Annotated in this window: 14 protein-coding genes; 6 read left to right on the top strand and 8 right to left on the bottom strand. The window is 71.8% G+C overall.

Features of this window, described 5'->3' with window-relative positions; genetic code table 11:
- Positions 1-333: 333 nt before the first annotated feature.
- Positions 334-792, bottom strand: coding sequence for a rhodanese-like domain-containing protein (locus CXR44_RS32210; protein WP_101789931.1), 459 nt, complete (start codon positions 790-792; stop codon positions 334-336).
- Between the two features lie 163 nt (positions 793-955).
- Here CXR44_RS32210 and CXR44_RS32215 point away from each other — a divergent pair, with 163 nt between their 5' ends.
- The 3 genes from CXR44_RS32215 (at position 956) to CXR44_RS32225 (ending at position 2957) form a co-directional block, all read left to right on the top strand.
- Positions 956-1927: an EamA family transporter gene (locus tag CXR44_RS32215; protein ID WP_245899665.1), complete on the top strand. Its 972-nt coding sequence runs from the start codon at positions 956-958 to the stop codon at positions 1925-1927.
- Positions 1928-1998: 71 nt separating this feature from the next.
- Positions 1999-2583, top strand: a complete 585-nt coding sequence (locus CXR44_RS32220; protein WP_101789932.1) for a TetR/AcrR family transcriptional regulator — start codon at positions 1999-2001, stop codon at positions 2581-2583.
- Positions 2580-2957 (top strand): hypothetical protein, encoded by a 378-nt coding sequence (locus tag CXR44_RS32225; RefSeq protein WP_101789933.1) that lies wholly within the window; start codon positions 2580-2582, stop codon positions 2955-2957. Before CXR44_RS32220 ends, CXR44_RS32225 begins: the two co-directional genes overlap by 4 nt.
- A gap of 34 nt (positions 2958-2991) precedes the next feature.
- On the opposite strand, the gene hisC is transcribed toward CXR44_RS32225, so the two are convergent.
- From hisC to CXR44_RS32255, 6 genes are all read right to left on the bottom strand, one after another.
- Positions 2992-4050: a histidinol-phosphate transaminase gene (hisC, locus tag CXR44_RS32230; RefSeq protein WP_180903810.1), complete on the bottom strand. Its 1059-nt coding sequence runs from the start codon at positions 4048-4050 to the stop codon at positions 2992-2994.
- Positions 4051-4367: 317 nt separating this feature from the next.
- A complete protein-coding gene (locus CXR44_RS32235) occupies positions 4368-5033 on the bottom strand; it encodes an NUDIX hydrolase (RefSeq protein WP_101789934.1) in 666 nt (221 codons plus the stop codon).
- A gap of 84 nt (positions 5034-5117) precedes the next feature.
- On the bottom strand, positions 5118-6905 hold the full coding sequence (locus CXR44_RS32240) for a DUF4434 domain-containing protein (RefSeq protein WP_101789935.1): 1788 nt from the start codon (positions 6903-6905) through the stop codon (positions 5118-5120).
- Positions 6906-6948: 43 nt separating this feature from the next.
- A complete protein-coding gene (locus CXR44_RS32245) occupies positions 6949-8037 on the bottom strand; it encodes a glycosyltransferase (RefSeq protein ID WP_101789936.1) in 1089 nt (362 codons plus the stop codon).
- A gap of 19 nt (positions 8038-8056) precedes the next feature.
- Complete coding sequence (locus CXR44_RS32250; protein ID WP_101789937.1) at positions 8057-9319, bottom strand: nucleotide sugar dehydrogenase; 1263 nt, start codon at positions 9317-9319, stop codon at positions 8057-8059.
- A 115-nt stretch (positions 9320-9434) separates the two neighbouring features.
- Positions 9435-11117 carry a glycosyltransferase family 4 protein gene (locus CXR44_RS32255; RefSeq protein ID WP_101789938.1) on the bottom strand — a complete coding sequence of 561 codons (1683 nt, stop codon included), beginning with the start codon at positions 11115-11117 and terminating at the stop codon, positions 9435-9437.
- Between the two features lie 56 nt (positions 11118-11173).
- Between CXR44_RS32255 and wecB the strand changes: the two genes are divergently transcribed.
- Both wecB and CXR44_RS32265 read left to right on the top strand, forming a co-directional pair.
- Positions 11174-12304: a non-hydrolyzing UDP-N-acetylglucosamine 2-epimerase gene (gene wecB, locus CXR44_RS32260; RefSeq protein WP_101789939.1), complete on the top strand. Its 1131-nt coding sequence runs from the start codon at positions 11174-11176 to the stop codon at positions 12302-12304.
- 69 nt (positions 12305-12373) lie between these two features.
- Positions 12374-14410: a glycosyltransferase family protein gene (locus CXR44_RS32265; RefSeq protein ID WP_101789940.1), complete on the top strand. Its 2037-nt coding sequence runs from the start codon at positions 12374-12376 to the stop codon at positions 14408-14410.
- A 56-nt stretch (positions 14411-14466) separates the two neighbouring features.
- Here CXR44_RS32265 and CXR44_RS32270 read toward each other — a convergent pair whose 3' ends face one another.
- Positions 14467-15165: a hypothetical protein gene (locus tag CXR44_RS32270; protein WP_101789941.1), complete on the bottom strand. Its 699-nt coding sequence runs from the start codon at positions 15163-15165 to the stop codon at positions 14467-14469.
- Positions 15166-15474: 309 nt separating this feature from the next.
- On the opposite strand from CXR44_RS32270, the gene CXR44_RS32275 reads away from it, so the two are divergent.
- The gene (locus tag CXR44_RS32275) at positions 15475-17400 is read left to right on the top strand and encodes an NAD(P)-binding protein (RefSeq protein WP_245899667.1); all 1926 of its coding nucleotides are present in this window, start codon (positions 15475-15477) and stop codon (positions 17398-17400) included.
- Positions 17401-17454 lie beyond the last annotated feature (54 nt).

Here is a 17454-nt window from a genome sequence, read left to right on the forward strand (position 1 = left end):
AGCTTGTCAAGGCGATCCTCGTCCTTCAGCTCCGCGAGGCAAGATGAAAAGCACTCACTGCCTGCACTGCCGCCGGGGACCGAGGGTCGGGGGCCAAGGCCGCCGATCCGGCGCGTGGCGGGCCGCCATAACGCCGCATTTTCGGCCATTCCCTCCGCCATGAGTGGCCATTGTGACAAAAGGGAGTTTGTAGCACGTAACTCCCTTTTGTCGGGAGGGGTTTTGTGACCTGTCTTGCGGAGTTCTTGGTTGACCGTTCCAGATGCGGGTATGAATCCGACGCCCCCGATCGACGGGATTCGGACGGGGGCGCCAACTTCCCGGCCCGGCCTCTCAGCACGCGCAGGCGGCGCCCGTGGCCGGAGCCGTGAGCGGGTCCACGGGGTGGCGGGCGACCCCGGAGGCGGTCTCCACCGGCAGGCCCTCCCTGGCCCAGTACTCGAAGCCGCCCAGCATCTCCTTGACCGGGTAGCCCAGCCGGGCGAACTCCAGGGCGGCCCGCGTGGCGCCGTTGCAGCCCGGGCCCCAGCAGTAGGTCACCACCGTGACGCCCGCGGGCACCACCGCGGCGGCCCGGGCGGCGATCTCCGCGGTGGGCAGGTGGACGGCGCCGTGGACGTGGCCCTGCCGCCAGCTCTCCAGGCTGCGGGAGTCCACGACGACGATGCCGGGCTCCCCGGCCGCGAGGTCGGCGGCCACGTCCGAGACGTCGGTCTCGAAGGCGAGCCGGGCGGCGTAGTGGGCGAGCGCGGCGGCGTTGCCGGCGGCGGGAACGACGGTGACTGCGGACATGGTCTCCCCTGTCATCTGCGCGGGTCGGCGGGCAGATGAAGCGTGTCAGCCCGGGGCAGAGACACAACAGTGGCGCGAAGGACGGCCGACGCTAAGATCTCGCCACATCTATGACCGATACCCGCATGTTGCTGTCCGGGAATGACCGATATGGTCACCAGTCATGGACCAGAACACTGCTGACCGCCGGTCGTCGCTCATGGTGTGGGGCGCCCTAGCCGTCGTCTACGTGGTGTGGGGATCGACGTACCTCGGCATCGCCGTGGCCGTCGAGTCCATCCCGCCCCTGCTGAGCGGGGCCATGCGGTTCGTCGTGGCCGGACTGCTGCTCGGCGGGGTCGTGCTGGCCCGCTCCGGGGTGGCCGCGTTCCGGATGACCAGAAGGCAGTTCCTCGGGGCGGCCGTGGTCGGGGTGCTGCTGCTCACGTTCGGCAACGGCATGGTCGCCGTGTCCGAGCAGTACATCTCCACCGGCCTCGCGGCCCTGCTCGTGGCCTCGGTCCCGCTGTGGCTGGTGGTCTTCCGGATCGTCGTACGTGACCGCCCCAAGTCGCTCACGCTGGCGGGCGTGCTGGTCGGGTTCGCCGGAGTGGCGGCCCTGTCGCTGGGCGGGGCCCAGGCGGGCAGCACGTTCGGGATCGTGGTGATCCTGTTCGGGTCGCTGTCGTGGTCGGTCGGCTCGTTCCTGTCGAGCCGCATCGCGATGCCGGCCAACCCGTTCGCGGCCAGCACCGTCGAGATGCTCGTCGGCGGGGTGGGCCTCAGCCTGCTCGGGACGGGAGTGGGCGAACGGGTGGACCTCCAGGCGATCACGGGGCGGTCGTGGGCGGCGCTCGCCTACCTGGTGGTGGTGGGGTCGCTCATCGGGTTCACGGCGTTCTCGTGGCTGCTCGGCCACGCCCCCATCTCGCTCATCTCGACCTACGCCTACGTCAACCCGGTGGTGGCCGTCATCCTGGGCGCGCTCGTCCTGAGCGAGCAGGTCACCACGCAGATCCTGGTGGGCGGCCTGGTCATCCTCGCCGGCGTCGCCCTGGTCATCTCCACCGAACGCCGCGGCCGCGCGGACCGGGGCGACGGCCCGTCCCCGAGCGAGCCGCCCGTGGCGGCACGTCCCCACGGCAGGCGCGAGTAGCACCGCACCCACGCGCCTCCTGCGACGGCGAGTCTTGATAACCAAACAGGTCGTCCCGTAAGGTAATCGGCATGGCAACCGACCGGGCGGCAGGCCGTCCACGCGACCGGCGCACCCACGAAGCCATCGTGAGCGCCACCGAAGAGATGATCATGCTGCACGGGTACGCCGGCACCTCGATCAACGCCATCGCCTCCCGTGCCGGCGTCGGCAAGGACGCCATCTACCGGCGCTGGCCCGGCAAGCCGGAGCTGGTCTACGAGGCCCTGTTCGCCCGGGTCGACACCGGTCCCGTCCCCGACACCGGCACGCTGGCCGGCGACGTCGCCCAGCTCACCCAGGCGCTGGTCGACGAGTTCGCCACACCGGCGGCCACGGCGGCGCTTCCCGGCCTGCTGGCCGACTTCGCCGCGGACCCCGCCCTGCGCACACGCCTGCGGTCGGCCTTTCTCGCCCCGGCCAGGGCACGGATGGTCGAGATCTTCGACCGCGCCGGCGCACGTGGCGAGATCGCCGGCACCGCGCAGGTCGACCTGATCCTCGACACGCTGGCCGGCGCGGTGTTCTTCCACGTGGGCCTGATGGGCGAGCCGCGCACCGCGGAACTGGCCGCCCAGCTCGCGGACATCGTCACCACCGGGATCGGAACCCGATGAACGGCCATCTCCTCGCCGCCGGCATCACGGCGGCCGTCGTCGCCGCGGTGCACCTCACGGCCGGACACGTCGACCCGGTCCGGCCGCTGCTGGCCTCCACCCTTCCTCAGGTGCCCAAACGCACCCTGCACGCGGTCTGGCACCTCGTCAGCGCCGACCTGGTCCTCGCCGCGGCCGCTCTGCTCTATCTGGCGCTGGTCCAGCCTCCCGGCACCCCTCTGGCCGGGTTGCTGCTCGCGGTGCACTTCGCCGCCTACACCGCGGTCTTCCTGGCCGTCACCTCGACGTTCGACGGGGCATGGCGGCTGCTGCGTCTTCCCCAGTGGCTGCTGCTCCTCCCCGTCGCCGTTCTCGCCTGGATCGGGTCGACGTGACGGCCGACGGCGCCGGGCCCGGGGCGCGCCGAGACTACTCCAGGAAGGCGGCGGCGGCCTTGAGGAAGGCGTCGTTGGCCTCCGGGTCGCCGATGGACACCCGGGCGCCCTCACCGGCGAACGGCCGGACCGCCACGCCCTCCACGGCGCAGGCCGCCGCGAAGTCGAGCGTGCGGTCGCCGAGGCGGAGCCAGACGAAGTTGGCCTCGGTGGGCGGCACCGTCCAGCCCTGGGCGATGAGCGCCTCGCGCACCCGCGTGCGCTCCTTGACCACGCGGTCCACCCGCTCCAGCAGCTCGTCCTCGGCCCGCAGGGACGCGACGGCGGCGACCTGGGCGAGGTGGTTGACGGCGAACGGGATGATCGTCTTGCGGATGGCCGCGGCGACCGGCTCGTGCCCGATCAGGTAGCCGACCCGCAGCCCCGCCAGCCCGTACGCCTTGGAGAAGGTGCGCAGCACGCAGACGTTCGGCCGGTCACGGTAGAGGGTGAGCCCGTCGGGGACGTCGGCGTCGCGGACGTACTCGCGGTAGGCCTCGTCCAGGACCACCAGCACGTCGCCGGGCACCCGGTCGAGGAACGACTCCAGCTGGGCCCGGCGGACCGAGGTGCCGGTCGGGTTGTTGGGGTTGCACACGAACACCATGCGGGTCCGCTCGGTGACGGCCTCGGCCATGGCGTCGAGGTCATGGTCCTCGCCGGCGAGCGGCACCCGTACGGACGTCACCCCGGAGAGGTCGGCCAGCAGCGGGTACGCCTCGAAGGACCGCCAGGCGTAGACCACCTCGGCGCCCGGCTCCCCCACGGCCTCGAAGAGCTGCTGGGCCACGGTCACCGAGCCGGCGCCGAGCGCGATGTGCGAGGCGGGCACGCCGTGCCGCTCGGCGATGGCCTCGGTCAGCCCGATCGCGCCGGGGTCGGGGTAGCGGTGGATCTGGCGGGCCCCCTCGGCGATCGCCTCGACCACCGACGGCAGCGGGTCGTAGGGCGACTCGTTGGAGGAGAGCTTGTAGGACCGGCCGTCGGCGGCCGCCACGGCCTTGCCGGGCCTGTACGCCGGCATGGTGTCCAGAATCGCGCGGAAACGAGGCATGCACACACTCTAGGAGCATCCCCAACCGGGGGCGCCACCCGTGTCCGCCAACTCAGGCGCCCGCCGGACGAGGAGATGTTCCTGGACGAAACGACGAGTCCTACGGGGACAATCTGTAGAGTTGCCTGCGGACGAAATGACGATCGCAAGGGGTCGAAAATGGACGATCTCCTTCCGCGCCTTTTCGGAACGACGGCTCGACGCGTTGGGCGATCGCTTCGTTGCCGGTGTCGTCCTGCACCTGGGCGCCCACAGCGTTTCCGTGGGTGACGACCTTTACATGCTCCCCTTGTCAGCCTTGTGGGGGCATGCCCGGCTCACACCTTGAGTGAGCGGAGCATGGGCGGGTGGAGGAGCTCGGCGGGGCCGCGGCGGTAGAGCTTGGCCGGGCGGCCTCCGTCGCGGGTGGTCGTCTCCCCCGTCTCGACCAGGAACCCCTCGGCCTTGGTGACCTTGCGGTGGAAGTTGCGCGGGTCCAGCGGGCGGTCCCAGACGATCTCGTACACCCGGCGCAGGTCGGCGACCGTGAACTCCGGAGGGCAGAAGGCCGCCCCCAGCGAGGTGTATTCGAGCTTGGCCCTGGCCCGCTCGATGCCGTCGAGCATGATGCGCCGGTGGTCGAAGGCCATGACCGTGAGGTCGCCGGCCGGCTGCCAGCTCATGTGGGCCTTCTCCGAGGCGGGCAGGTCGGGGGCGAGACCGAGGTAGGCGACGCTGACGACGCGCTGGCGCGGGTCGCGGTCGGGGTAGCCGTAGGTCTGGAGCTGCTCCAGGTGCACCGGCGCGCCGGGCAGGCCGGCCCGTTCGGCGAGGATGCGGTGCGCGGCGGCGGGAAGGTCCTCGTCGAGCTGGACGAAGCCGCCCGGCAACGACCAGCGGCGCAGGAACGGCGGGATGTCGCGACGCCAGACGAGCGCGCACAGGGCATGGCAGCGGACGGTGAGCACGACCAGGTCGACGCTGACCGGGACGCTCGGAACCATGTCAGGCACGTTACACGCCACGGCCGCGGCACGGGGCCGTCGTCGCGCACGGCCCCGGCCCCGCCGCGCCGCCGGGCCTGCTGGTCATGCGGCGAGCCGGACGCGGAGCGGTTCGGTGGTCTCCTGGCCCGACGGGAGCCGGACGCCGATCCGCACCCACTCGCCGGCCGGCACCTGCGCCCAGTCGAACGGCACCCAGGCCGTCTGCATGCCGTCGGGCAGCTCCTCCAGGGGGTCCTCGTCGAGCAGGCCCGTGGTGGCGATGACCATCTCGGTGGCGCCGCCCGGCCAGGTCACGGTGACGGTGCCGTCCTTGAGGTGGTAGCCGCGCACCTCGACGCCGTCCCGGGCGTCGTGCCCGCGCCGGATGGCGTCGACGGCGATGGGGCGGTCCCAGTCCTTCATGACCTCCTGCTCCAGCGACGGGGAGCCGCAGGTCATGAAGTCGCTCCACATGTAGGAGACGATCTTCTGGACGTACCGGCCGGCCATGGTGACGGCCTGGTCGAGCCGCTTCTTGTCGGTCTTGCCACGGGTGCCCTGGGGGGCGCACGGCTTGTCCCCGGACGGCTCGAACGACTCGACGTTCGCCCACAGCTCCACCTCGTGGCCGGCCCGCAGCATCTCCTCGCGGGCCAGCGCCATCTCGCGGTAGTAGTCGCGGGTGGAGCCGTGGTAGGCGGTGCCGTAGGTGGTCTCGCCGACGACGGGGCGCAGGCGTTCGTCCACCTCGTCGTCGCGCTGGTCGGGCCAGAACAGGCCGACCTTGCCGGTGCCGCGGCTGTCCTGCGGCGCGATGATGCCGACGCCGGTCTTGACCAGCGCCTTGAAGCCCTCGGCGACCTGGGCGGGCGTCTGGCCGAACGCGACCCGCTTGCGCGCGTCGAGGTAGGGACTGATCAGGATGGGCTTGCCCGGCAGCTCCTGCTCGACGATCCGGTGCTGCTCGGCGTAGACCTGCAGGGTGGGGTTGCCGGCCAGGGAGGCGGCCATCTGCACCTCGAACGGCTGGTAGACGCCGCCGAGGGAGGTGCGGTCGGCGAAGCGCACGCCGTAGTCCTGCAGGATGCGGCGGGTCAGCGTCCGCAGCGTCTTCTCGTGGTCGGGGTTGGCCCTGATGGGCGTCTTGGGGTCGCGCGGGGCGAGCGGGAGCGCGGGGAAGACCCGGATGCCGAACTGGTCGCCGAGGGCGAGCAGCTCGGTGAGGCTGTCCTCGGCCGCGCCCGCGATGATGATCAGGTCGTACGGCTTGGGCGTGCCGAGGTCGCAGCTCGACGGGTCGGAGCCGTCCATGGGCGTCAGCACCCGGTAGTAGACCCGCTTGCCCGCCGCGACCGAGCGCTCGATCTCGGAGCAGCGGAACAGGTCGGGGCCGAACGCCTGGTCGGTCCGGTAGACGTAGGTGCGGGCGATCCGGTTGTCCGGGTGGGCCCGCCTCAGGTCGCGCTCGGCCGCGTCGTGGCAGGACAGGCCGTCCTCCACGCAGTCCTCGTAGAGGGAGTCACGGGTGCCGTCCTTGGCCAGGACGCGGCCCTCGTCGTCCACGGCCCGGTACTGCAGCCCGTAGCCGATCCGGATGACGGTGTCGCCGCCGACGCTGTGGATCTCCTGGAGCTGCTTGCGCCAGGTGCACCGGTTGGACTGCGGCATGATCCAGTAGCCGGTGACGGCGTACGGGTACTTCTCCTCGGTCTCGTAGGTGCCGCAGTCGTCGGTGAACTCCGGGACCTTCGGAGTTGGCTCGGTGACCGTGGGGCTGGGTGTGGCCTTCTGGCTCACCCGCGCGGGCGGCGGATCGCCGGGCAGCACGATGAGGACGGCCGCCACGGCTGCCACGACGGCGGCGGCCAGCAGCCCGAAGAGCCAGCGCACGTTCAGGAACCTACCGCTCTTGTGATCTGCGGGACGTAAGCCGCTATCTCACGACTCCGGCCCACGACTCCAGCTGGGTGACGAACCGCTTGGCCGAATTGGGCCAGTGGTGGTTGGCGCGGGCCGCCGCGTAGCCGCGCGCACCCTGCGCCCGCCGCTCGCGTACGTCGTCGCGCAGGGTGAGCACGGCCTGCGCCACGGCCTTGGGGTCCTCCCAGGGCACCACGACGCCGCTGGAGTAGCGCTCGACCAGCTCGACCGCGCGGGGCGAGGGCGTGGTGATCACCGGGATGCCGTGCGCCATGTACTCGACGATCTTGGTCGGCATGGAGTGCCGGTAGTTCGGCTCGTCGTGCAGCAGCGACAGGCCGGCCAGCGCCCCGTCGAGCCGCTTGAGCGCCTCGTCGTTGGGCATGAAGTCACGCCACTCCAGCAGGCCCTCGGTGACGGCCTCGTTGAGCAGCGGGCGGCTCTGCGGGTCGGCGTAGCCGATCAGCTCCACCGCCACCCGGTACGGCTGGAGCAGCCGGGCCACCTCGATGGCCTCCATGACGCCGCGCGCCCGGGACAGCCAGCCGAGGTAGACGACCCGGTCGTCACCGGGCGGGGTGACCGAGTCGGGGACCCAGGTCTCGTTCGGCACGATGAGGTGGGCGTGCTTGAACCTGCCCGCGTAGGCGGTCTCCGCCAGCAGCAGGTGCATCTTGCGCTCGGCGGTGCTCTCCAGCATCCGGGCGAGGAAGCGGGCGGGCGGGCGCAGCAGCGAGGGCAGCCACGGCTTGAGCGACAGCGTCGCCGGGGTGTCCTCGTGGACGTCCCAGACCACGGGCGGGCTGTTGCGCACGCCCCAGACGGCGAACAGCAGCTCCGGGTCGTGCACGAGCACGAGGTCGACCTTGCCGCGCATCTTCTTGAACAGCCTGCGGGCCGCCCACACGGCCGCCATCCGCTTGCGCTGGGCGGCCCTGGGCAGATCGACGCCGGTGACCCACGGGCGGGGCACCACACCGTGGGCCGTGAAGGACGCCGCATACGTGACCTCATGACCGGCATCCACGAGGGCGCGGATCTGCCGGTGCAGGATCCTCGCGTCCTCGGGGTTATGCACCACCGTCATGACGAGCACGTGCACTGCGCGCAGCCCTCCGTCGCTACAGCCGCTCGATGCGTTCACCCTCGGCGAGCACGCCGCGGGTGTCGAGCACGAGCCTGGCCTTCGCCTCGACCATGTCCAGGTCGAACGCGGCGTGCTGCTGCAGCAGCAGCGTCACGTCGGCGCCGACCACGGCCTCGGCCAGGTCATCTTCACGTGGCACGGGTGTGCCGTCGACCGCCCACTCCTTGACGTACGGGTCGGCGAACGACAGGTCCGCGCCCAGTTCCAGCAGCGCACGCGCCACGGGGAGGGCCGGTGTCTCGCGTTCGTCGGCGATGTCTGGTTTGTAGGTGACGCCGAGCATAACCACTTTGGCGCCGTTCACGGCCTTCTTATGCCGGTTCAGCAGTCGCTGGACGCGGGCCACCACGTAGGACGGCATCCGCTCGTTGATCTCCTGGGCCAGCTCCACGAACCGGAACGGGTAGCCGAGCTTGCGCACCGTGTACGACAGGTACGACGGGTCGACGGGGATGCAGTGCCCGCCGACGCCCGGACCGGGCAGGAACTTCTGGAAGCCGAACGGCTTGGTGGCCGCGGCCTCGATCGACTCCCACAGGTTGATCCCCAGCTCGTCGCAGAAGATCGCCATCTCGTTGACGAGGGCGATGTTGACGTGCCGGTAGGTGTTCTCCAGGAGCTTGGCCATCTCGGCCTCGCGGGTGCCGCTGACGGGCACGACCTGCTCGATGAACTGCCCGTAGAAGGCGGTCGCCCGGTCGCGGCAGGTCATGGTGTAGCCGCCGACGACCTTGGGCGTGTTGCGCAGGCCGAACTTGGGGTTGCCCGGGTCGATGCGCTCGGGCGAGAAGGCGAGGTGGAAGTCCTCACCGGCGGTCAGGCCGGAGGTCTCCAGCAGCGGCCGGGCCACCTCGTCGGTGGTGCCGGGCCAGGTGGTGGACTCCAGCACGACGAGCGTGCCCCGGCTGAGGTTGCGGGCGACGCTCTTGGTGGCGCCCTCGACCGCGGACAGGTCCGGGCGGTGGTCCTCGTCGAGCGGGGTGGGCACGCAGATGACGATCGTGTTGCTCCGGGACAGCACGGACTCGTCGAGCGTGGCGCTGAAGCCGCTGGCCAGCATGTGCTCGAGGTCGGCGTCGGACAGGTCATCAATGTAGGACTGCCCGGCGTTGAGCGCCTCGACCTTCGCGGGGTCGACGTCCACGCCGACGACCTTCAGTCCGGCGGCCACCGCCTCCTTGGCGAGCGGCATGCCGACGTACCCCAGGCCGATGACAGCCAAGTCGATTGCTGTCACAGGAGTGCCTTTGAAACCGGGAAACAACACTTCATGGTCGCAAAGGTTATCTCAAGTCCACCTAGCTCACGCCTAATGCGCCCGAACCCGTCGCAACAGACAGACATCAGCATGGTCATCGTTCGGTAAGACTCTGGTAGAGCGACCGATAGGTCTGAGCGACGCGACTCCAGGTGCGCTTGGCCGCGACCTCGGCCCGGCCCGCCTCGCCCATCTCGGCGCGCCTGGCGGGGTCGTCGCGGAGCCCGGCGATGGCCTTGGCGAGCTCCGCCGGGTCGCCCGGCGGAACCAGCAGCCCGGCGCCGTCGGAGCCGACCAGCTCCGACAGGGCGGGCAGGTCGCTGAGCACGACGGGCTTGCCGAGCGCCATCGCCTCGACCGGCTTGAGCGGCGTGACGAGCCGGCACACGCGCAGGTCCTCACGGGGGCAGGCGAAGATGTCGATCGCCTCCTGCGCCTGCAGGGCCTCGTCGGGGCCGACCCGGCCCGGCAGGATCGCGCTGGTCAGCGAGAGCTCCTCGACGAGCTCCAGCAGGTTGGCCCGCTCGTTGCCGTCGCCCACGATGAGCACCCGCACCGGCGCGCCCTGGTCGCGCAGCAGCGCCGCGGCCCGCAGCAGGGTCGCGAAGCCCTCGTAGGCCACGATGCTGGAGACCGAGCCCACCACGATCTCGTCGTCGCCGATGCCCATGGCCCGCCGGAAGGACGCGCCGTCGTAGCTGGCCGACAGCAGCGTGTCGTCCACCGCGTTCGGCGCCAGGAAGATCCGCTCGCGCGGGACGCCGCGCTCGACGATCTCCGCGGCCATCGTCTCGGCCAGCGTGACGACCGCGTCGGCCTCGCGCATGAGGAACGCCTCGCGCTCACGCTGGAGCACATGCCGCTCGCTGCCCACCCGGACGGGGTCGCGCGAGGCCCAGGTCTCCTCCAGGAAGCCGCGCACCTCGTAGACGTACGGGGTGCCGGTCCGGTCGCGCACGGCGTGGGCCACGGAGCCGTTGCGGTGGTCGGTGGCCGCGTGCAGCACCTGGGGCCGCAGCTCGGCGACCAGCTCGGTGACCGCGTCGGCGCCCTTGACCATGCGCCCGCGCATCTCGAACGGCATCTCGCCGAGGCCCTCCGGCAGCAGCCGGTGGTAGGGGATGCCGTCGATCTCCTCGTACGGCGTGACGTCCGCGAAGCCCTGGAACAGCGGCCAGCCCCAGCTCGTCACCACGTGCGGGTCGAGCCCTGCGGCCTTCTGGGCGGTGACGATGCGATGGGTGCGGACCGTGTAGCCGGCCTGCGTGTACGGCAGCGCGTTGGTGACGCAGTGCAGCACCCGGCCCGGAACCCGCTCGCCGACGGCCGTCTTCGGGCCCGGCGGGATGGGGTCGGGGCTGATCGCGGCCAGCTCGCCCCGGTAGTAGGCGGCCCGGCGCTTGACGAACGGGTACTTGGTGTGCGCTTCCAGCACCTGGGCGGCCATGGTGACCCGGCCCTCGTTCCAGTGCACCTTGGCCTCGTTCCACGGCGCCCTGATCACCCGCATGCCGAACTTGCGCACCGCGCGGCGGGCGCGTCGGGCGGCCGGCCAGGCGACCCGGCCGACGACCGGCCGCAGCCGCGGCGGCAGGGCTTCGGCGGCTGCCTGCGCGACCCGTACGGGATCGGACTTCACCTTGGTGTAGACGACCCGGGAGACGAGGACCGGGTGCTGGACGAAGCCCTTCAGCAGCCCGCCGACCCCCGCTCGGGCGGTCTTGGCGGAAACCTGGGAGGAATGGGAGGAGTCTGGACGACTGGCGTCGTTTACCACGCGGTGACCGTACCATAGGCAGCGTTTTTCCCCTTCCGCTATGAAAGGCGAGGTCAATGAGGGAGAACCCCCTGGTCCTGCACGTTCTGGGCGCTCGGCCCAATTTCGTGAAAGCGGCCCCGGTGGTGCGAGCACTCGGCGAGCTCGGCATGCGGCAGGGCATCATCCACACCGGTCAGCACTACGACGCGCTGATGTCCGACGTGTTCTTCGCCGACCTCGGCCTGCCGGAGCCGGTGGCCAACCTCGGCGTCGGCTCGGGCACGCACGCCAGGCAGACCGCGGCCCTGCTCGTCGGCCTGGAGGAGGTCGTGCTGGAGCAGGCCCCCGACCTGGTGGTGGTGTACGGCGACGTCAACTCCACGCTGGCCGCGATCCTCGTCTGCGCCAAGCTGGGCGTGCCGACGGCGCACGTGGAGGCGGGGCTGCGCTCGTTCGACCGGGGAATGCCCGAAGAGGTCAACCGGATCGTCACCGACTCGCTGTCCGACCTGCTGTTCGCCACCTCCCCCGACGCCCTGTCGCACCTGGCGGCCGAGGGCGTGCCCGCGGCCAAGGTGCACCTGGTGGGCAACCCGATGATCGACAGCCTGTTCGCGGCCCTGCCGTCGCTCGACCCGGCCCCCGTCGTGGAGCGGCTCGGCCTGCCGGAGCGCTACGCCGTGGCGACGCTGCACCGGCCGGCGAACGTCGACACCCCCGAGGCGGCGCGGGAGCTGGTCTCGGCCGTGCTGGAGGTCTCGCGGCAGGTGCCGCTCGTGGTGCCGATCCACCCGAGGGGGCGCACCCGCCTGGCGGAGGCCGGACTGGTGGACGGCCCGTCGGTGAAGGTCGTCGACCCGCTCGGTTACGTCGACTTCCTGTCCCTGGTCCGGGGCGCGGCGCTGGTCGTCACCGACTCGGGCGGCGTCCAGGAGGAGACGACCATGCTGGGCGTGCCGTGCCTGACCGTGCGGCCCAACACCGAGCGGCCCGTCACGATCACCCACGGCACCAACCGCCTGGTCACCCCGGCGCTGCTGCCGGCCGCGGCGGGCAAGGCGCTGGCCGACGGCGCCGCGACGCCTTCGGGTGAGCTGCCGCCGCTGTGGGACGGCGCCGCCGGTCCCCGGATCGCCCGGGTGATCGCCGCCTGGCTGAAGGGTGACAACCTGTCGCCCGCGTCCCAGGGCACCCGTTCCGAATAACTCCCCCATTTCGTACGGCCTCCCCCGTAACATGACATACCTCCGCTAAGCGATAGGGCGCGCATCACCATGGCCGAAACCCCCGAAGAACCCACCTACCAGCGGCTCGGCCCGGTCAACTGGCTCCCCGAGGAGCGCAAGGTCGTCGAGCGGTACGAGGCGGAGCTCAGGGAGCTGCGGCGGCGGCTGGAGATCGCCGAAGCCAGGGCCGCCTACGCCGCCTGGAAGCTGGAGGCCACCCAGGCCAAGCGGACCGTCAAGCTGGGCGAGGCCCTCGGGACCAAGAAGCCCGGCAAGGTGCTGGAGGCCGTCCGGTCCAGGGACCGGGCGCCCAAGCCGCCCAGGCCGGTCACCGAGGCCATCGAGGCGGCCAACAACCGGCCGCCGCTGGTCGAGGTGCCCGCGGTGAAGTGGCCGGCCGGGCCGGTCAACCGGCCGGACCTGCGAGTGGCCGTGATCCTCGACGACTTCTCCCGGATGGCGTTCCGCTACGAGTGGGACCAGATCGAGTTCGGGTTGAAGGACTGGCCGGAGATCTTCGCCGAGAAGCGGCCCGACCTGCTGTTCTGCGAGTCGGCCTGGCACGGCAACCAGGGCCGCTGGCGCTACCAGATGACCGGCACCAACGCCCCCAAGGAGCCGCTCCGCGACCTGGTGGCCTGGTGCCGGGCGGAGGGCATCCCGACGGTCTTCTGGAACAAGGAGGACCCGCCGAACTTCGACTTCTTCATCGACACGGCCAAGCTCTTCGACTACGTCTTCACCTGCGACGGCGACATGCTGCCGAAGTACCGCGAGGTGCTCGGGCACGACCGGGTGGACGTGCTGCAGTTCGCCGCCCAGCCGCGCGTGCACAACCCGGTGCAGCGCAGGGAGGGCCGCCTGCACGACGTCGTCTTCGCGGGCATGTACTTCCGCGACAAGCACCCCGAGCGCCGCGAGCAGATGGAGGTCGTCCTCGACCCGATCCGCGAGCTGGGCCTGCACATCTTCGCCCGCAACGGCGAGGTGGACGAGAAGTACGCCTGGCCGGAGAAGTACCGCCCGCACATCGTCGGCGAGCTGCCCTACGACCAGATGCTGGCCGCCTACCGGATGTACAAGGTCTTCCTCAACGTCAACTCGGTGCTCGACTCGCCGACCATGTGCGCGCGGCGCGTCTTCGAGCTGTCGGCCTGCTCGACCCCGGTCGTCTCCGGCTGGTCACGGGCCATCGAGGAGACCTTCGGCGAGCTGATCCCCATCGCCCGCGAGCCGGTCGAGTCGTACAACCAGGTGCTGCACCTGATCAACAGCCCCGAGCTGCGGGCCAGGATGGGCCACCTGGCGATGCGCGAGGTGTTCGACAAGCACCTGTTCTCCCACCGGGTGGACCAGATCCTGCAACTGCTCGGCCGGCCCGTGCAGCCGAGGTCGCGCTCGATCTCCGTGGTGCTGCCCACCAACCGGGCCTCCCAGATCGAGCACGCGATCTCCTCGGTCGCCAAGCAGATCCACCGGCCGCTGCAGCTCGTCATGGTGCTGCACGGCCTCGACATCGACCCCGTCGTGGTGGCCGACAAGGCCCGCATGGCCGGCATCACGGACGTCGTCGTGCTGCCCGCCGCGCCCGAACTGTCGCTCGGCGCCTGCATGAACCTCGGCATCGCCGCCGCCGACGGAGAGCTGATCGCCAAGATGGACGACGACAACCTCTACGGCGAGCACTACCTGTCGGACCTGGTGCGGGCCTTCGACTACACCGACGCCGAGCTGGTCGGCAAGGGCGCCCACTACTCCTACTTCGAGGGCAGCAACACCACCATGCTCCGCCTGCCCGGCCTGGAGCACCGCTACTCGTTCCTGGTGCAGGGCGGCACGTTCCTCGGCACGGCCGGCATGTTCCGCTCGTACGGCTTCGCCGACATCACCCGCGGCGAGGACACCCACCTGGTCCGCCGGCTGAAGGAGGACGGCGTCAAGATCTACTCGGCGGACCGCTTCAACTTCGTCTACTGGCGCAGCGCCGACGCCAGCATGCACACCTGGCAGGCCGACCACATCAAGCTGACCCGCAACGCCCAGTTCTCCTTCGTGGGCCGCCCGGACGACCACGTGCTGATCTAGGCCGCCGCCCGGACGTGACCCGCCAGCCGCGTGCCCAACCTCATGGGACAGAACAGCTAGCCGACGGCCTGGGCGAGCTTGCGGTCGGCGAGGCCGCCCAGCTCGTACAGGCCTGACGGCTCCACCTCGCGGCCCACCACCAGCAGGCTCATGACGACGGCGCCGCGCCGCAGCACGACGGTGCCCACCTGGGTGTCCTCCGCGCCGCCCGAGGCGGTCGTGAGGTAGGCGCGCGACTCGTCGCCGCGCCTGGGCATGTCCAGCTCGCGGGTGCGGTAGGTCACCTCGACGCCGTTGACCCGCGCCGTGTAGGTGGCGCACCGCCGCGGCAGCGGCGCGGGGAACGCGGGTGACGGCAGCTCGACCAGCGCCTGGGTGATCGAGCCGGTGTCGGAGGCGTAGGCGACGACGGCGGCGGGCGCGCCGGCCAGCGCCGGCTGGGTGGCGTCGAGCTGGGCGGCGCCCGCGCACTCCGGGCGTTCCAGCTTGGCCTTCCTGGCGGCCTCCAGGCCCTGCCGGGTGGCCGCCAGGGCGCCGAACGCGCCTGTCTCGGGGCCGTGGACGACGCGCATGCCGCCGGGGGCGGGCAGCAGCGCGGCGCGCAGCCGCCCCGCCTCCGCCTGCGCGGTGGCCGACGTCGTGGCCGACGTCGTGGCCGACGTTGTGGCCGACGTTGTGGCCGACGCGGTGACCGAGGCCGTGGCCCGCGCCGCCGGGGCCGCCTGCCCCGAGGAGCAGCCGGCCAGCAGGGTCATGCCGGCGCATACTCCGGAAAGGATCGCCGGGACGGATTTCCGATTTCGTTCGTACGGCATAGCGAGGAACGGTAGAGGAATCGGCCGGCGGGAGGCCGGGTAACGACGCTATTCGCGGAATTCCGCGCTATCTCCTTCTTCTGGCTTTTGCGGCCGTACCCGCTTCCCCGCTGGTCAGAGGCGGCGAGGCCGGGGCGGCATTCCGGTCAACGCCCAAAAGGACATTCGCCGGAACAGGCCGCGCAAAATGTTCGTCGAAGCGGTGCGCGGCGTACCATGACAATTGCCCACGGCGCACAGGATCTCGGCATGGGCGACATCGACCCGCGCCACGCGCGCGACCTCGGGATGAGCCGGCCGATCACGCGCCGCGACTTCTTCGACGGCGTCGCGGTGGCCGCGATCGGCACGGTCGCCGCCACCGGTCACCCGGCCGGCGGGCGGCCGGCCCAGGAGCCCGGCGGCGACGCGTTCCCGCCGCGCCGCACCGGGCTGCGCGGCGACACGGCGGACTCGCTCGCCGTGCCGCACGCCCTGCGGGACGGCCGCTTCTGGGAGCACGCCGGCGACCCCGAACCGACCGGCGAGAGCTACGACCTCGTGGTGGTCGGCGGCGGCGTCAGCGGGGTGAGCGCCGCCTACGAGTGGCTGCGCCACGAGCCGCGGGCCCGCGTCCTCATCCTCGACAACCACGACGAGCTGGGCGGCCAGGCGCGGCGGACCGAGTTCCGGCCCCCGGGCCGCGGGGGCGCGCTGATCGGCCGGGCCGGGGCGCGGAGCCTCACGGCGCCCGCGATGTGGACGCCCGAGGGCAAGGACCTGCTGGCCCGGCTCGGCGTGACGGTGCGGAGGCTGCGCCGTCACGTGGACGAAGGGCTCCATCCGGGCCTCGGGATGCACGAGGGCGTGATGTGCGACCGCGAGACGTTCCCCGTGGAGGGCCTGCACCGCCTGGTCCCCGGCGTGCCGCCCGAGCGGTGGGTGAACCGGCTGCCGATCGCCGACGAGGCCCGGCGGGACCTGCTCGCGCTGCTCACCGACCCGCCCGACTGGTGGCCGGGGCTGCCGGTCGAGGAGAAGGAGGAGCGGCTGGCCGGCCTGACGTACTCCGCCTTCCTGCTCGACGTGTGCGGGGCGCACCCGGACGTGGAACGGTTCCACCGGACCCTGCCGAGCGCCCGGTGGGGCTACGACACCAGGGCCTTCGGCGCCATCGACGCCTGGGCCTCCGGCTATCCGGGCTTGCAGGGGCTGGGGCTGGACCCCGGCAAGCCCTCGCGGTTCTGCTCGCCGACCGTGAAGAAGGACTGGGGCGCCGCCGACGACGACGTCCCCTGCCTGCCCGAGGGGGTGCAGGCGCTGGTGCGGATGATGGTGGGCCGGATGATCCCCGGCTTCGCCACGGCCACGACCGTGGACGGCGTCACCACGGCCGGCTACGACTACGGGCGGCTCGACGCGCCGGGCAACCGGGTGCGGTTCCGGCTGTCGAGCCCGGTGGTGTCGGTGCGCAACGACGGCGACCCCGACAGCGCCACCTCGGCCACGGTCGGCTACTTCGACGGGCACCGCGTCCGCACGGTCACCGCCGGGGCCGTGGTCATGGCCTGCTGGTCCGCGGTGGTCCCGCACGTGGTCGGCGGTCTGCCCGACGCGCAGCGGACGGCCCTCGCCGAGGCGGTCAAGATCCCGCTGCTGGAGGCGACGGTGCAGGTGCGCCACTGGCGGGCCTGGCGTCGCGCCGGGGTGCACCGGGTGCGCTGGACCGGCGCCTACTGGTGCCTGACCGAGCTCGACCGGCCGGTGGGCGCGCCCGGCTACGACCATCCCCGTGACCCCGGCGAGCCGGCCACCGTCCACCTGGTCGCCGCGCCGTGCCGGTCGGAGCTGGGCCCGGCCGGGGGCGCCGCCGCCGGGCGGCGGGCGCTGCTCAGGACCCCGTACGACCATCTGGAGTACACGATCCGCGACCAGCTCGCCCGGCTGCTCGGGCCGGGCGGCTTCGACCCGGCCGCCGACATCGAGGGCGTCACCGTGCACCGGTGGGGGCACGGGTACGCGCCCGAGTACTGCCGGCCGTGGCACGGCTTCTACCCCGACGGCCCGTTCCCGGCCGACACCGCCCGGCGGCGCCTCGGGCGCGTCGCCATCGCCGGCGCCGACTCGGTGCCGGCCGCCCGCGCCGACGCCGCCGTCACCGCCGCCTACCGCGCGGTGGCGGAACTCCTGGCGTGAAGCGCCCCGGGGGTCAGATGGCCCCTGGTATGAGCGCTCCCGGCAGGAGGGTCC

Source organism: Nonomuraea indica (genome assembly GCF_002850745.1).
Taxonomy (GTDB): domain Bacteria; phylum Actinomycetota; class Actinomycetes; order Streptosporangiales; family Streptosporangiaceae; genus Nonomuraea; species Nonomuraea indica.

What these genes read in the sequence shown, in the direction of transcription:
- CXR44_RS32210 (WP_101789931.1), bottom strand. Translation starts at nt 792, where the DNA reads ATGTCCGCAGTCACCGTCGTTCCCGCCGCCGGCAACGCCGCCGCGCTC.
- CXR44_RS32215 (WP_245899665.1), top strand. Translation starts at nt 956, where the DNA reads ATGGACCAGAACACTGCTGACCGCCGGTCGTCGCTCATGGTGTGGGGC.
- CXR44_RS32220 (WP_101789932.1), top strand. Translation starts at nt 1,999, where the DNA reads ATGGCAACCGACCGGGCGGCAGGCCGTCCACGCGACCGGCGCACCCAC.
- CXR44_RS32225 (WP_101789933.1), top strand. Translation starts at nt 2,580, where the DNA reads ATGAACGGCCATCTCCTCGCCGCCGGCATCACGGCGGCCGTCGTCGCC.
- hisC (WP_180903810.1), bottom strand. Translation starts at nt 4,050, where the DNA reads ATGCCTCGTTTCCGCGCGATTCTGGACACCATGCCGGCGTACAGGCCC.
- CXR44_RS32235 (WP_101789934.1), bottom strand. Translation starts at nt 5,033, where the DNA reads ATGGTTCCGAGCGTCCCGGTCAGCGTCGACCTGGTCGTGCTCACCGTC.
- wecB (WP_101789939.1), top strand. Translation starts at nt 11,174, where the DNA reads ATGAGGGAGAACCCCCTGGTCCTGCACGTTCTGGGCGCTCGGCCCAAT.
- CXR44_RS32265 (WP_101789940.1), top strand. Translation starts at nt 12,374, where the DNA reads ATGGCCGAAACCCCCGAAGAACCCACCTACCAGCGGCTCGGCCCGGTC.
- CXR44_RS32270 (WP_101789941.1), bottom strand. Translation starts at nt 15,165, where the DNA reads ATGACCCTGCTGGCCGGCTGCTCCTCGGGGCAGGCGGCCCCGGCGGCG.
- CXR44_RS32275 (WP_245899667.1), top strand. Translation starts at nt 15,475, where the DNA reads ATGGGCGACATCGACCCGCGCCACGCGCGCGACCTCGGGATGAGCCGG.